The following is a 12,809-nucleotide window of genomic DNA, read 5'->3' as shown; positions in this document are numbered from 1 at the left end:
CTTCAGCGTTTATGAATCCTACCCGTGAGAAGATTTCTCATCAACTCCCCGAGCCCCCTCACTTTTCGTTCTCGCGCACCGAAGGCGGCGAGCATTTCCCTATGTGCCTGGGCATGAGAAGCGAAGCGTTTCCCGGGATTGGGATCGGTCATTTTGGCCAGGAGCTTTCTCGTAGTCGGGGAGGCGTCCATCCCAGAAAGGGAAATAGGTTTTGACTTGAGATCCAGCAACTCCGGTATTGAGAGCCCTTCCGTTTGATAAGGGGGAGCGGAAGTCAGCGCATGGTAGAGACAGCATCCAAGCCCATAGAGATCGGAGCGAAAATCACCGGGAAGACCCTCCAGTATCTCGGGAGCCACATAATCAGGAGTGGCGAGAAGATGGGACTGAGCAACGGGCTGTGCAGCAATGCTACGGGCAAGACCGAAATCCCCTAAGTTGGCGCTTCCGTCATCGGTAAAGAGAATATTGGCGGGTTTGAGATCACGGTGCACGATGCCCTGGGCTTCAGCTGCCGCAAGAGCATCGAGAATCTCAATTCCGACCCTAAGGACACTTCCCTCGTCGAGCCGACTTAAAGCTGAGTCCGACGGACCGATTCGTTCATGGAGAGAGCCTCCCCCCATGAACTCCATCACCAGACGCGCCCCGGACGAGTCTTCCTCAAAGTTGAGAACTTTCACAACCCCGGGATGATCCAGCAATCGGGCGCAAACCGCCTCATTACGAAGCATCACCAGATGTTCCTCGTAATCGGGAGCTGATCTTTCGAGCACCTTGAGTGCCACGTCACCTACCCCTGCATTCTCCGTTACACAACGCGCCCGGAAAACCCGACCGCTTCCACCCCGACCCGCGATTTCCAGGAGCTCATACGGGCCGATCCTTCTCCTGACCCTAACTTCGGAGCAGCATCGGGGACAGCGAACCATGGAGAAACTGGGTTCCCCTGCGGTATCCAGTATCACCCCGCAGGAGGGACATGGTTCCTCGGAATGCTCTGGGGTGGCCGACGACATCCATTGACCCTAATGGCGGAAACCCTCATCCTTCAAGCGACTCGGATCAGGAAACTCACCCGTGACCCAGCCGCAACACCCATGACCGAACCCATTGTCCACGAAATCACTGCATCCGACGAGGATAGCCACCAGAGGGTCGATATGGTCCTGGTCCGCCATCTATCTCATTTTTCGCGTTCCAAGATCCAGTCCCTTGTGAAATCGGGAAGAGTTACCCTGCGTGGAGAACCAGTCAAAAACAATGAAGAGGTGAAGCCGGGCGATCTCTTTCGAGTCGAGGAGGAGCCGCCGAAGCCACCAGCAGGAGCCAGAGCCGAGGACATCCCCCTAGAAATCCTGCATGAGGATGAGGATCTCCTCGTGGTCAACAAGCCGGCCGGCATGGTCGTGCATATAGGCGCTGGCCATGAGGATGGCACTCTCGTCAATGCCCTCCTGTATCACGGAGCCTCCCTCTCGGCGGGTTCCGAGGAGCATCGCCCAGGTATTGTCCATCGTCTGGACAAGGAAACCAGCGGCTGCATTGTCGTAGCCAAGAACGATCAGATCCATGCGGCGCTCTCCCAGGCGTTCGCCGACCGTCAGGTGAAGAAAACTTATCTTGCCATCATCCGGGGAAGGCCGCGCCACGCGAAGGGAACCATCGATCTGGCGATAGGCCGTCACCCGGTTCAGCGGCAGAAGATGACGCCCCGTCGGGCCCCCTCGGGACGGGATGCCGTGACAGACTACGAGCTTCTCTCCACGCGTGACGGCTGGACGCTCATTGCTTGCATGCCTCACACAGGGCGAACCCACCAGATCCGTGTCCATCTTCAGAGTCTGGGACACCCGATCGCAGGAGATCCCCTCTACGGAAAACGAGACCGCTTCGAACGCCATCTCCTTCATGCATGGAAACTTGAGTTCCAGCATCCCCGCACCGGTGAACCACTCTGCTGTGAAGCTCCACTTCCCTCTGATTTTGATCTCGTTCCCCTACCGGCTTCAAAGTCATCATCTCGGGCATGAGTGCGACATCAGACGGTTTTCAGGAAGCCTTGGACGCAACCCTACCCATTCTCCAGTCCATGACCAAGAATCTGCGCGTCAAACCCAAGGCCACCAGGACAAGCCTTGAAAATCTGAGAATCTCGCTCCCCCCCTCCTTTGAAAAACCCACGGAAACCGCTAGGGAAACGATCAAGCCATCACATCCCGTCACCCCGATTGTTTCAGTTAAGGACGATGGACGCCTTGCCAAGCTGGAGATCCTGAAGAAAAGCATCCTAACCTGCACGCGCTGTCCCCACCTCGTGACCAGCCGCACCCAGGTGGTCTACGGTGTCGGCAATCCCTTCGCGGAGCTCCTCTTCGTCGGGGAGGCACCGGGTGAAGAAGAGGATCTCCGTGGCGAACCCTTCATCGGCAAGGCCGGTCAATTGCTTACCAAGATCATTGGGGCCATGGAGTATACCCGCGATGACATCTTCATCGCCAATATTCTGAAATGCCGACCCGACATGCCGGCAGGAGAGTCCGGCAATCGAAAACCGAAACCCGCAGAGATGGCCACATGCCTTCCGTGGCTGACACAACAGATTGAACTCATCAAACCCAAGGTCATTGTCGCTCTCGGCCTGACCGCCGTCGAAGGCTTGCTGGGAGAACCCTGCACGATGCGTGATGTCCGCGGCAAATGGCTCGACTATCAGGGAGTGCCGCTCATGCCGACCTACCACCCCGCCTATCTCTTGAGAAATCAGACTCTCGCCGAGAAGAGGAAAGTCTGGGAGGACATGCTGCTCGTCCTTGAAAAGCTTGGTCGCCCTATCAGTACGAAGCAGCAAGGCTACTTCCTCGAGAAGGCCTAGGGTCAGAGGGAACCGATAGTGCTTCATCAGCCCGGTGAATCCCGTCACGCCATCAGCTAGGATGAGAGAGAGGATTCCCCACTCGTGCGGTTTATTTCTCGAACGGGCATTTCGCACCTTGTTTCATTGGCTCGTCATCACGGGTTGCAGGATCCTCTACTCGTTGACCTGCAAGGTGAAGGTCGTCGAACTGGCTCCAGTTCCCCGCCGAGGTTCTCTCATCATGGCCTCCAATCATATCAGCCACTTTGATCCCGCCATCCTGAGTGGTTTTTTTCCACGTCGTCTCGACTGGCTGGCGATGAGGGAGCTCTTCGGAGCCGGCTGGTCGGCGAGGGTCTTCACTTGGTTGAACTGTATTCCCGTCGACCGAGGCGGAACTGACCGCACGGCGCTTCGGCAGGCCTTCCATCGACTCGCCGATGAGCGGGTGATCGGGATCTTTCCAGAAGGGGGCATAAGGGCTGGGGAGTGGTCAATCTTGAACGGGGCCGCCATGAAGCCGGGCCTTGCCATGCTCAGCATCCACTCGGGAGCACCCGTTGTTCCCTGCGCCCTAATTGGGAGCGATCTCCTCTACAAACCGGACAACTGGCTCCGTCGAACCACCATTTATCTGATCATTGGGGATACCATTGAACCGCCAAAAGAGGATGCCCGGCAACCAGGAGTCAGAGAGCGCTTCGCGGCGGATCTCTCGAAGGCTTTCATTTCGCTCAAGGAGGAGGCCGTAGCCCGTTTCAACCTCTCCGAAGAGGATCTTCCCCAGACCCCGCAGGCTAGAAAGGGAATCCATCCATGAGATCACTGATCAACCGCACCGCCCATGCGGGCATGGATGCCATCATGTGCGCCCTAATGAACACCGCACAATGGCGTCTTCGCCACCATGCAGTCACTCGCGAACGGTTGGAGGAATATCTGCTGGAATGCCAAGAACACGATCACCAGAGCTACTACGCAACACCAGATGAAAACCGGACATTAACCCCGCCCGACTGGAGGCGGGATGGCCACCGCCTCTCATGGAAGACGCCACGACCAGAAAAATATCCTGAGAATAACACTGCCTGTGCTCACCTCTTTGAAACGGCTAACCCAAAGACACCGCATGGAGCACCTACGATCATCCTCATGCATGCGCTCATGTCGGCCAATGATTACGGCTACCGGAGGATCGCATCCCGCTTCAACAAACAGGGTTGGAATGTCCTGTTTCCTCATTTGCCCTTCCATTACAGTAGGAGACCGAGGGGATATGCCAATGGCGCCCTGACGATCACTGCCGACCTTATCAGAAACGCGGAGACCCTGAGACAATCGGTCATTGAGCTACGTCAGCTGATGGCCTGGGCACGTCAGCGGGGATCGCGGAGGATCGCCCTGCTCGCGACCAGTTATGGAGCTTGGGTTGCCTCGCTAGCCTTGTCGCTTGAGAAAACCGATTTCAGTGTTCTGATGCAGCCCGTGGCTGACGTGAATTATGCAACCTTCGGAAGCCCAGCCAGCCGCATGATGGCCGGTTTTCTGAAGCGCAACGACATCCATCCGGAAGCCCTCGACCGACATGCTCATCTGAGTTCACCAGCACGGCTTACTCCCCTCACCCCACCGGATCGCATCACGATCATTGGAGGGAAATATGACCGACTTTCCTCTCCAGCATCCCTCAGAAGCCTTTGTGATTCCTGGGGAGGAGCCAGATACCGGCAGGTCGATCAGGGGCACTTCGGTTATGATGCCATGAGAAGCGCTCTCCAAGAATCAGAGCAATTCATGAACCATCCCGTAATGTCCGAATCGGAGTAATGAAAACACAGAATCCCACTCTCCTCGTCACCATCGGCCCAACACAAGAGCCTCTTGACGCTATGCGTCTTATCAGTAACCGCTCGACCGGAAATCTCGGCACCCTGCTGGCACTCCGACTTATTGAATCCGGTCACTCCGTAATCGCATTGAGGGGAGTCGGCTCGACGGCCGAATCCACCGAGCTCCTAAAGCACTGCGAACAGGTCATTCCGTTTGTCAGCACTGCAGATCTGAAAGCCGTTTTGGAGAATCTTTCGGCCGAAAAGCACCCAATCACCGGGGTCTTCCATGCGGCTGCCGTGAGTGACTTTTTCCTGCCCTCTGCGGGAACGGGAAAAATCCCAACCTCCAAAGGCTCTCTTACACTCACCTTGGAGCCGACCCCTAAACTTCTCCCCCTCATGCGAGGCTGGTTCCCCTCGGCCATGATCACTGGGTGGAAATTTGAAGCCTCTGGCGACCAAGAGGTAGCCGTGGCCGCGGGAATCACTCAACTTCATCAATGCGACACCGATATCTGCATCGTCAATGGTCCCTCCTACGGCGAAGGATTCGGTGTGCTTTCAAAATCAGGCCAACTCACGCATCTAGCGGACCGCGAAACGCTCTGCGATCATCTGGCGAAGAGTTTGCAGAACGATTCAGAATAAGTCTTTTCACTTGAATCTCCTTTCTTAAAAGCACGGGTCTCTCTAGACTCCGCGCACTCATGATCGAAGACCTAAATCCCTACATCGACGCCGGTAAAATCACCGCCGCCGCCGCCGAAGCCCTTTCCAAACTCTCTCCCGGGGCCTTCTGCACCCACCGCAGCTGGGGATTTGGCAAGATCGCCGGTTGGGAATTGATCACGGGCCAGATCACGATTGATTTCGGCACCAAGAAGGGACACCCGATGCAGCTCCAGTATGCCGCGGAGACCCTCACCCACATCCCTTCGGAGCATATCCTCGCACGGGCGGCGACCAATGCCGCAGCAGTCCGGGATCAGGCTGCTTCCGACCCGGTAGGGCTCGTCCGTTCGATTCTTGCAGATCACGGGGGCCAGGCGACAGCCGACGAGATCGCGGCAACGATGGTTCCTTCCGTCTTCGATGCAACTGGCTTCAAGAAGTGGTTTGATGCCGCCAAGAAGAAACTCAAGACCGACGGTCACTTCCTAATTCCGACAAAGAAAGGGGAGCCGATTGTCCTCCAGGAGACCTCCCAGAATCCTCACGAACGCCTGATCGGCGAGTTCCGTGCGGCACGCCACCCAAAGGAGCAGGTCGCGGCTCTCGACACGGCACTCAAATCACTCAACGACTTCGCCAAGGAAGTGGAGGAACTCCGTTCCCTAGCCACCGAGGTTGAAGAGGCAGCCAAGCGAGGCGGCAGGATCCACGCCGCCAAGGCGATCGAGCTTCTGATCATCCGTGACGAGATTTGCGCCAAGCACGAATCCCTAAAGCCAGGGCCCGAGGCGGCCAGCATCGCGTCACTCCTAGCCGATTCACCAGCCAAGCTGACCGAAATCTTCGCAGAAATCCCAGCCGCCAAGTATGGGCGAGTCCTCGAGGCTTTCCCAATCGCCTTCCCCGAGAATTGGGAGGAGAAGGTGCTCCGTCTCACCCGCACCTCCGAGCCCCGCCTGAGCGGCGAGATCTTCAAACTCTTCGTGGCCCAGGGAAAGCGTGAGGCTTTTGCAGAACATACCCGTCGCTTGATTCGTGAGCGCTCCGCCAGCTCCGACTATGTCCTCTGGCTCTGCAAGGATCGCTCCAAGACGCTCCCCGAACTCATCGACGAGGAACTCTTCGCCGCCATTCTCGCGGCCATGGAGGCTGATCTCCACGCCGATATCAAGAGCAAGCGCCTTGAGGAGTTCCTCTTTGAGGATCGCGATCTCGTGGCCGACCTCCTTGGCAAGGCCGAGCGCGACTCAGCACGTCAGGCCTTCCGCAAGATCATGCTCAGCCCCGTCTTTGCGGATCTGAATAGGCGCTCCCTGCTGGCCCGCATCCTTAAAATCCATCCCGAACTCGAATCTCTGGTCACTGGGGATCAGGAGGCACCCTCCGAGCGCGCCGAGAGTCTCGTCGTCTCTTGGGCCAGCCTTCAGCGTCGCAAGGAGGAGCTAGAGCACATCGAGAAGGTACTTATTCCCCAGAATATCCGCGACATCGCCACCGCCCGTTCCTACGGGGATCTGCGCGAGAACTTCGAGTTCAAGTCGGCCAAGGAGCAGCAAGCAGTTCTCAACCGTCAGAAGGGAGAGCTTGAGCTCATGCTTAATAACTCCCGCGGCACGAACTTCGAGAATGTCGATACCTCAGCCGTTTCCATTGGCTCCGTGGTGACCGTGGAGCAATCGAAAGGCGGATCCGCTGAAACCTACAGCATCCTGGGAGCCTGGGACGGGGTTCCCGATAAGGGCTGGGTCTCCTATCAGGCCGTCATCGGCAAAGCCTTGCTCGGTAAAAAGATCGGCGAGGTCATCGATCTCCCAGCAGACAAGGGCACCCGCTCCATGAAAATAGTCTCGATCGAACCCTTTACCGACCTAGCCGCCCTCGGATCCACTGAGGGAACCACCTCCTAGAACTTCGGGCGCAACACTTTCTTGAACCGTTTTAAACTTCCATCTACCCACTCCTAACTTCCAAATTCATGAACGACACAACCATCACAGCCATCCACGCCCGTGAGATCCTTGATTCCCGCGGCAACCCAACACTCGAAGCCGACGTCCACCTGGCCGGTGGAGCCATAGGACGCGCCGCCGTCCCAAGCGGAGCCTCCACAGGAGAGCATGAGGCCGTGGAACTCCGTGACAACGTAAAGGGTCGCTACCTAGGCAAGGGTGTGAGCAAGGCCGTCGGCAATGTCATCAATCACATCGCTCCGGAGCTTGTAGGATACAATGCCCTGGACCAGATCACCATCGACAACGTGATGAGGGAGCTGGATGGCACCCCGACCAAGAAGAAGCTTGGCGCTAACGCCATCCTCGGCGTCTCTATGGCCGTCGCTCGCGCTGCCGCCGCCCAACTCGGACTCCCTCTCTATAAATACCTCGGCGGTCCGAACGCCAAGGTACTGCCTGTCCCAATGATGAATATCCTCAACGGCGGCGCCCATTCCGACGCGCCGATCGACTTCCAGGAGTTCATGATCATCCCCAAGGGGCTCCCCACCTTCTCCGAGGCTCTCCGTGCCGGAACCGAAGTCTTCCACGCCCTCAAGGGTGTGCTGAAGGACCGCGGTCTCTCCACAGCCATCGGGGATGAGGGTGGCTTCGCCCCCAAGCTCAAGGGGGCCGAGGATGCCCTCGATTCCATCTCCCTCGCGGTTGAGAAGGCCGGATACAAGCTCGGAACGCAGATCGCGATCGGCCTCGATGTCGCCTCCAGCGAATTCTACGACGCCACCAAGAAGCAGTATGTCTTCAAGAAATCCGATGGCAGCCGCCGCTCCGGTGCCGAACTCGTTGCCTACTACAAGAAGCTCTGCGGCAAGTACCCAATCATCTCGATCGAGGATGGCTGCGCCGAAAACGACTGGGCGACCTGGAAACTCCTTACCGAGGCTCTCGGTGACAAGATCCAACTCGTCGGGGACGATCTCTTCGTGACGAATGTAGAGTTTCTCCGCAAGGGAATCGACAAGGGAGTGGCCAACTCCATTCTTGTGAAGGTGAACCAGATCGGCTCCTTGACCGAGACCTTCGACGCCATTGAGCTTGCCAAGGAGAACCGCTACACGGTCGTCATCAGTCACCGCTCCGGCGAGACCGAGGACACCACAATTTCCGACATCGCCGTCGCCACGAATGCCGGCCAAATCAAAACAGGATCACTCTGCCGCACCGACCGCGTCGCCAAGTACAACCAACTTCTTCGCATCGAGGAGCAACTCGGTGAAGATGCTGTTTACGGCGGCAAGCTAAGGTGCTAGTAAATCGTTGATGCAGGGTAGTCACGTCATCCAAACGAATTCAAATTCGCGTCGCCGCTCGCAGTCGGAATTCCTTCCGACAGCGATGCGCGTCGTCTTTGGTTTGATCGTTGTCTGTGCCTTACTGATTGCCGGATTCACCTTCTATCCAGAGTGGACCCGACTCTCCTCAATGAAGCATGATCTCGCAGGCCAGACTGCACGCCTCGAAGAGCTGAAGAAATCAACCGCTGAGCACGAGAAGGAGGTTCATTTGCTCCAGACCGACAAAGAGTATCTCGAGATGATTGCGCGCGATCGCCTTGATCTCATGAAAGATGGCGAGACGATCTTCCGCCTGAGCAGCGCCAAAACGCACTCCTGAGAAGGGGCTGCAAAGCAGGTCCCTTCGATGGGTGAAACTTGAAAGCTGAGACCTGAAGGGAGTTAAAGCCAATAGACGCTAAGCTCGATAATTTTTCCCTCGGAGGATTTTTAACTCCAAATCAATCCTTATACCAATAACAGGTAGAAATGGCACTTTAGCGGCGAAGGAGTTTTGGTGGGTGGCACGGAGGAAGAGTGATGGCTACCTTCAGGTAACCAGAGCGATGACGACACTGCCACACGCCAAAAGAACCAGCCGTAGAGTGTTATTTCTGATGGTCATTGGTATTACCCGCTCCCTTTATTCTTTTTCAGGTTTCATCTTTCAGGTTTGATCCTTCATTACCAATGTCTTCCGAATCTCAGATCGACCTAACCACCCTGGATGCCTCCGGGCTTGCCGATCGTCTCGGCTCGCTCAGGAGGTTTCTTTGACGCTCCCGCATTAGCCGCTGAACTCGCGGCCATCGAAGGCCGCATGACGGAACCGGGATTCTGGGATAACCGCGAGTCGGCCCAGAGGGACATGGAAAAGGTCTCGTCCATCAAGGCAAAACTCGGCCCACTTGGACAGTTGGAGCTGCGTGTCGGTGATCTTGAGATCCTCAAGGAAATGGCCATGGAGGATCCCGACCCCGCCGCGAAGGCTCAGGCCGCGGACGAAGTCTTCAAGGAATTCCATGCACTGACCGGCGAGATCGAAAGATTCGAACTCCAGCAACTCCTCTCCGGAGAGTTCGACAAAAGCAATGCCTACCTCACCATCAACTCGGGGGCGGGTGGCACCGAATCGTGCGACTGGGCTGACATGCTCATGCGCATGTACAAGCGCTGGATCGAGCGCAGTGACTTCACCGCCAGCGTTGTCGATATCCAGGAGGGTGATGAAGCAGGCATCAAGTCAGTGACCCTCGAAGTGACGGGAGATTTTGCCTACGGCTACCTCCAAGCCGAACGCGGCGTCCACCGTCTTGTCCGCATTTCTCCTTTTGACTCCGCAAAGCGCCGCCACACATCCTTTGCCAGCATCGATGTGACGCCCGAGATCAAGGACGCCCCCATCGAGATCAACCCTGCCGATATCGAACGCTCCACCTTCCGCTCAGGCGGCAAAGGAGGACAGAACGTCAATAAGGTGGAAACCGCCGTCCGCCTTCGCCACATACCCACGGGAATTGTCGTTGCCTGTCAGGCACAGCGGAGTCAGGGAAAAAACAGTGAACAGGCTCTCCAGTTGCTCAAGGCTAAGATCTACCAACTTGAAGCCGACAGGAAGCGCTCAGAAATCGACCGCCAGTACAGCGAGAAGGGTGAGATCGCCTGGGGCAGTCAGATCCGCTCCTATGTCTTTCAGCCTTATCAGATGGTCAAGGACCACCGCACTGGCGTTCAAACAGGCAACGTACAGGAGGTCATGGATGGAGCAATCGACCCCTTCATTGAGGCGAAACTGCGCGGCGTGAAGAAGGGGACAAGCAACGACTCCGACGACGATCTTTAGTTTTTAAATCTCAGTCTCGTCTCCACTCAACTTTTCCATCCAGGACTGGGCGAAGTCCCAGAGATCCAGGAATCCGGAGTTGTAGAAGTACTGACTCAAGATCGGGTGATGCTGAAGTAACCGGAAGTACCAGCTAAAGACCTCAGTCTCTTCACGGGTAAGGATTTTGGTGATCGAGACAGCTTGGGCGATGCGGTTTAGCAATCCGAAGAGTGCATCGAGGTCTCGTTTGAGAGCAACCTCTGCTTCCGTGATTAATAGCGCTTCGGGTGTAAGGAGATGTTCCAACTTCTTCTCGAAGTCTGATCCTTTCAAGAACGTCACAGCGCGTTCGATCGCCGGGTTTTTCTCCAACTGATCATGAAGTTCGGTGAGTAGCTTCTCTTTTTGCTCCCTGAATTTCCTGCCCTGATGGAGAAACCATCCCACGCCGCCAAGAAGCGCACCTCCAAAGACGACGACGATTGAGAGTAATGCCCAGAAATCAATCAAGCGTCTCATTTGTTGAAATCCTACCCCCTTCTCCACCCCTTGCATTTCATTTATCGCGTGATACAATCTGTATCACATGAAAACAGCTTCCATTCGTGACCTCAGGAATCACTTCGCCGATGTGGCGAAGTGGATCGAGGGTGGAGAATTGGTTTCCATCACGCGTCATGGATCAGTCTTTGCTACGCTCTCTCCAGCCACGCCTAAAAAACTCCTTACCGCTGATTGGAAGGCCCGTTTCAAGGATCACCCACCTCTGGGAAAAGGCATCTCGATAAGGGAAAGCACGAAAATCTGGTCTGATCTCAGGGACTGAAGGCCATGTTATCGGCCTACTATCCCGATTCCAGTTTCCTAGTATCACTTGTCTGCAATGACTCGAACAGTGCCGAGGCCTGTTCCATCATGAGCAAGTTGGCAAGCCCGCTGGTTTTCACGGCACTTCACCGGATTGAAGTCAGAAATGCCCTCCGGAATATAGCGGCAAAAGGACTTATCAATCAGGATGAGCGTAAAGCGGCCTTCCGTCGTATTGAGGAGGATCTTAAGGAAGGACTGCTGGTTCACTCACCCATCGACTGGCCGGATGTTCTCCGGGGAGCAGATGAATTGAGCGAAAGATACTCCTCGCAGGATGGCCAACGAACGATCGATCTGGTGCATGTGGCTGTAGCCCTTGAGGGCGGGGCAAAGACCTTGCTCACCTTTGACAAGCGTTAGCGGGGCTTGGCTAAGGCAGTCGGACTGAAAGTTATTCCCTAGACTCTATTCTCGCGACTTCTTCACGGCATCGGTGATCACGGAAACGCCCGATTGCGTGAAAGCACGATGCCATGGGAGCGTTCCCTCGATCTCGATCTCCAGAGAGAATGAAAGGAATGTCCGGATCAGGACGATCACCCCGAGAATGATCACATTATTCATGGTCGGATCGACTGCTACGGTCCTAATCAAATCACCGGCCACCAAGACCTCCAGACCGGCCAGGATTCCACCGCCGAGCGTACGCCGCAGCACGGAGTAGGCCTTGGCTCCGTCGCCCGTCTTGTGCCATGTCCGCAGGGCAAGGAATGCCGCAAGCAAGAGTCCTGCTACTAGCACAGCCACGCCGATCCCGTCGGCGATATGTACAATCAAACCCAGAACATTGGAATATGTGTCGGAAGCTTCCATGAATCAGATGCCCCTCTTCTGCCACCACTCTCGGAACTGTGCAAGCGCTCTACTGCGGTGACTCATGCTATGTTTGATCTCGGATGAAAGCTCCCCAAAGGACTCTTTGTAACCAATCGGCATGAAGATTGGGTCGTAGCCGAATCCACCCTCTCCCCTCACTTCATGGGCGAGAATTCCTTCCACGGTTCCGTCGAAGGTTGCAAGGGTCACACCGTTCTCGGCCACTGCCAGCACGCAACGAAACCGCGCCGTACGGACCTCATCGGGGAATCCTTTCATCTTTTTGAGCACCAGTGCGGTATTTGCCTCATCGGTACATCCGGGTCCGGCATAGCGCGCAGAGTAGACTCCCGGTTCCCTTTCCAAGGCATCGACTTCGAGCCCAGAGTCATCGGCTAAAACGATTCCTGACACATGACGTGAGATCCCCTCGGCCTTGAGCTTGGAGTTTTCTTCAAAGGTAATGCCCGTTTCCTCGATCTCTGGCAGATGTGCGTGCAAGGTCACATCGGTCACGATGACCCCCTCCCCGAGCATGGTTTGGATCTCCCGGGTCTTATGCTTGTTTCGGGTGGCCAGAAGAATCTCTGGTTTTTCGTGCTGACTCGGCTTGGCGGAAGGGATGTTTTCGGATTCCATAAACATTTCCTA

15 protein-coding genes are annotated in these 12,809 nt (G+C 56.1%); 11 read left to right on the top strand and 4 right to left on the bottom strand.

The window, feature by feature from the left end:
- Positions 1-2 precede the first annotated feature (2 nt).
- A complete protein-coding gene (locus K8R57_01700) occupies positions 3-932 on the bottom strand; it encodes a serine/threonine protein kinase (GenBank protein ID MCE9587012.1) in 930 nt (309 codons plus the stop codon).
- Between the two features lie 168 nt (positions 933-1,100).
- On the opposite strand from K8R57_01700, the gene K8R57_01695 reads away from it, so the two are divergent.
- From K8R57_01695 to prfB, 9 genes are all read left to right on the top strand, one after another.
- Complete coding sequence (locus K8R57_01695) at positions 1,101-2,033, top strand: RluA family pseudouridine synthase (protein ID MCE9587011.1); 933 nt, start codon at positions 1,101-1,103, stop codon at positions 2,031-2,033.
- Positions 2,034-2,092: 59 nt separating this feature from the next.
- Positions 2,093-2,875, top strand: a complete 783-nt coding sequence (locus tag K8R57_01690) for a uracil-DNA glycosylase (GenBank protein ID MCE9587010.1) — start codon at positions 2,093-2,095, stop codon at positions 2,873-2,875.
- Between the two features lie 34 nt (positions 2,876-2,909).
- Positions 2,910-3,677 (top strand): 1-acyl-sn-glycerol-3-phosphate acyltransferase, encoded by a 768-nt coding sequence (locus K8R57_01685; protein MCE9587009.1) that lies wholly within the window; start codon positions 2,910-2,912, stop codon positions 3,675-3,677.
- Positions 3,674-4,684, top strand: a complete 1,011-nt coding sequence (locus K8R57_01680; GenBank protein ID MCE9587008.1) for a hypothetical protein — start codon at positions 3,674-3,676, stop codon at positions 4,682-4,684. The genes K8R57_01685 and K8R57_01680 overlap by 4 nt, the downstream gene beginning before the upstream one ends.
- Complete coding sequence (locus K8R57_01675; protein ID MCE9587007.1) at positions 4,684-5,337, top strand: phosphopantothenoylcysteine decarboxylase; 654 nt, start codon at positions 4,684-4,686, stop codon at positions 5,335-5,337. Before K8R57_01680 ends, K8R57_01675 begins: the two co-directional genes overlap by 1 nt.
- Before the next feature lie 59 nt (positions 5,338-5,396).
- On the top strand, positions 5,397-7,268 hold the full coding sequence (locus K8R57_01670; protein MCE9587006.1) for a GreA/GreB family elongation factor: 1,872 nt from the start codon (positions 5,397-5,399) through the stop codon (positions 7,266-7,268).
- 68 nt (positions 7,269-7,336) lie between these two features.
- Entirely contained in the window at positions 7,337-8,623 is a 1,287-nt protein-coding gene (eno, locus tag K8R57_01665; protein MCE9587005.1) for a phosphopyruvate hydratase, read from the top strand.
- Between the two features lie 10 nt (positions 8,624-8,633).
- The gene (locus K8R57_01660) at positions 8,634-8,987 is read left to right on the top strand and encodes a septum formation initiator family protein (protein ID MCE9587004.1); all 354 of its coding nucleotides are present in this window, start codon (positions 8,634-8,636) and stop codon (positions 8,985-8,987) included.
- Positions 8,988-9,337: 350 nt separating this feature from the next.
- Positions 9,338-10,490, top strand: a protein-coding gene (gene prfB, locus K8R57_01655; protein ID MCE9587003.1) for a peptide chain release factor 2 whose coding sequence is annotated in 2 segments (ribosomal slippage) — positions 9,338-9,421 and positions 9,423-10,490 — 1,152 coding nt in all. Because the reading frame shifts where the segments join, the coding sequence is not laid out codon by codon here.
- Between the two features lie 3 nt (positions 10,491-10,493).
- Here the strand turns inward: prfB and K8R57_01650 are convergent.
- On the bottom strand, positions 10,494-10,991 hold the full coding sequence (locus tag K8R57_01650; GenBank protein MCE9587002.1) for a hypothetical protein: 498 nt from the start codon (positions 10,989-10,991) through the stop codon (positions 10,494-10,496).
- Between the two features lie 67 nt (positions 10,992-11,058).
- Here K8R57_01650 and K8R57_01645 point away from each other — a divergent pair, with 67 nt between their 5' ends.
- Entirely contained in the window at positions 11,059-11,298 is a 240-nt protein-coding gene (locus tag K8R57_01645; protein MCE9587001.1) for a prevent-host-death protein, read from the top strand.
- Between the two features lie 5 nt (positions 11,299-11,303).
- Positions 11,304-11,702 (top strand): type II toxin-antitoxin system VapC family toxin, encoded by a 399-nt coding sequence (locus K8R57_01640; protein ID MCE9587000.1) that lies wholly within the window; start codon positions 11,304-11,306, stop codon positions 11,700-11,702.
- Positions 11,703-11,747: 45 nt separating this feature from the next.
- Here K8R57_01640 and K8R57_01635 read toward each other — a convergent pair whose 3' ends face one another.
- Positions 11,748-12,155: a DUF1622 domain-containing protein gene (locus K8R57_01635; GenBank protein MCE9586999.1), complete on the bottom strand. Its 408-nt coding sequence runs from the start codon at positions 12,153-12,155 to the stop codon at positions 11,748-11,750.
- A gap of 3 nt (positions 12,156-12,158) precedes the next feature.
- Positions 12,159-12,797, bottom strand: a complete 639-nt coding sequence (gene rdgB / locus K8R57_01630; protein MCE9586998.1) for an RdgB/HAM1 family non-canonical purine NTP pyrophosphatase — start codon at positions 12,795-12,797, stop codon at positions 12,159-12,161.
- Positions 12,798-12,809 lie beyond the last annotated feature (12 nt).

It is taken from the genome of Verrucomicrobiota bacterium (assembly GCA_021413925.1).
In the GTDB taxonomy this organism is placed as follows: domain Bacteria; phylum Verrucomicrobiota; class Verrucomicrobiia; order Chthoniobacterales; family UBA6821; genus UBA6821.
This window is presented reverse-complemented; position numbering and strand designations above follow the sequence as displayed.

Excerpts from the sequence above, each read along its gene's own strand:
- rdgB (MCE9586998.1), bottom strand. The coding sequence starts at position 12,797 with ATGGAATCCGAAAACATCCCTTCCGCCAAGCCGAGTCAGCACGAAAAA.
- K8R57_01635 (MCE9586999.1), bottom strand. The coding sequence starts at position 12,155 with ATGGAAGCTTCCGACACATATTCCAATGTTCTGGGTTTGATTGTACAT.
- K8R57_01675 (MCE9587007.1), top strand. The coding sequence starts at position 4,684 with ATGAAAACACAGAATCCCACTCTCCTCGTCACCATCGGCCCAACACAA.
- K8R57_01660 (MCE9587004.1), top strand. The coding sequence starts at position 8,634 with ATGCAGGGTAGTCACGTCATCCAAACGAATTCAAATTCGCGTCGCCGC.
- eno (MCE9587005.1), top strand. The coding sequence starts at position 7,337 with ATGAACGACACAACCATCACAGCCATCCACGCCCGTGAGATCCTTGAT.
- K8R57_01640 (MCE9587000.1), top strand. The coding sequence starts at position 11,304 with ATGTTATCGGCCTACTATCCCGATTCCAGTTTCCTAGTATCACTTGTC.
- K8R57_01645 (MCE9587001.1), top strand. The coding sequence starts at position 11,059 with ATGAAAACAGCTTCCATTCGTGACCTCAGGAATCACTTCGCCGATGTG.
- K8R57_01690 (MCE9587010.1), top strand. The coding sequence starts at position 2,093 with ATGACCAAGAATCTGCGCGTCAAACCCAAGGCCACCAGGACAAGCCTT.
- K8R57_01650 (MCE9587002.1), bottom strand. The coding sequence starts at position 10,991 with ATGAGACGCTTGATTGATTTCTGGGCATTACTCTCAATCGTCGTCGTC.
- K8R57_01680 (MCE9587008.1), top strand. The coding sequence starts at position 3,674 with ATGAGATCACTGATCAACCGCACCGCCCATGCGGGCATGGATGCCATC.
- K8R57_01700 (MCE9587012.1), bottom strand. The coding sequence starts at position 932 with ATGGTTCGCTGTCCCCGATGCTGCTCCGAAGTTAGGGTCAGGAGAAGG.
- K8R57_01670 (MCE9587006.1), top strand. The coding sequence starts at position 5,397 with ATGATCGAAGACCTAAATCCCTACATCGACGCCGGTAAAATCACCGCC.
- K8R57_01695 (MCE9587011.1), top strand. The coding sequence starts at position 1,101 with ATGACCGAACCCATTGTCCACGAAATCACTGCATCCGACGAGGATAGC.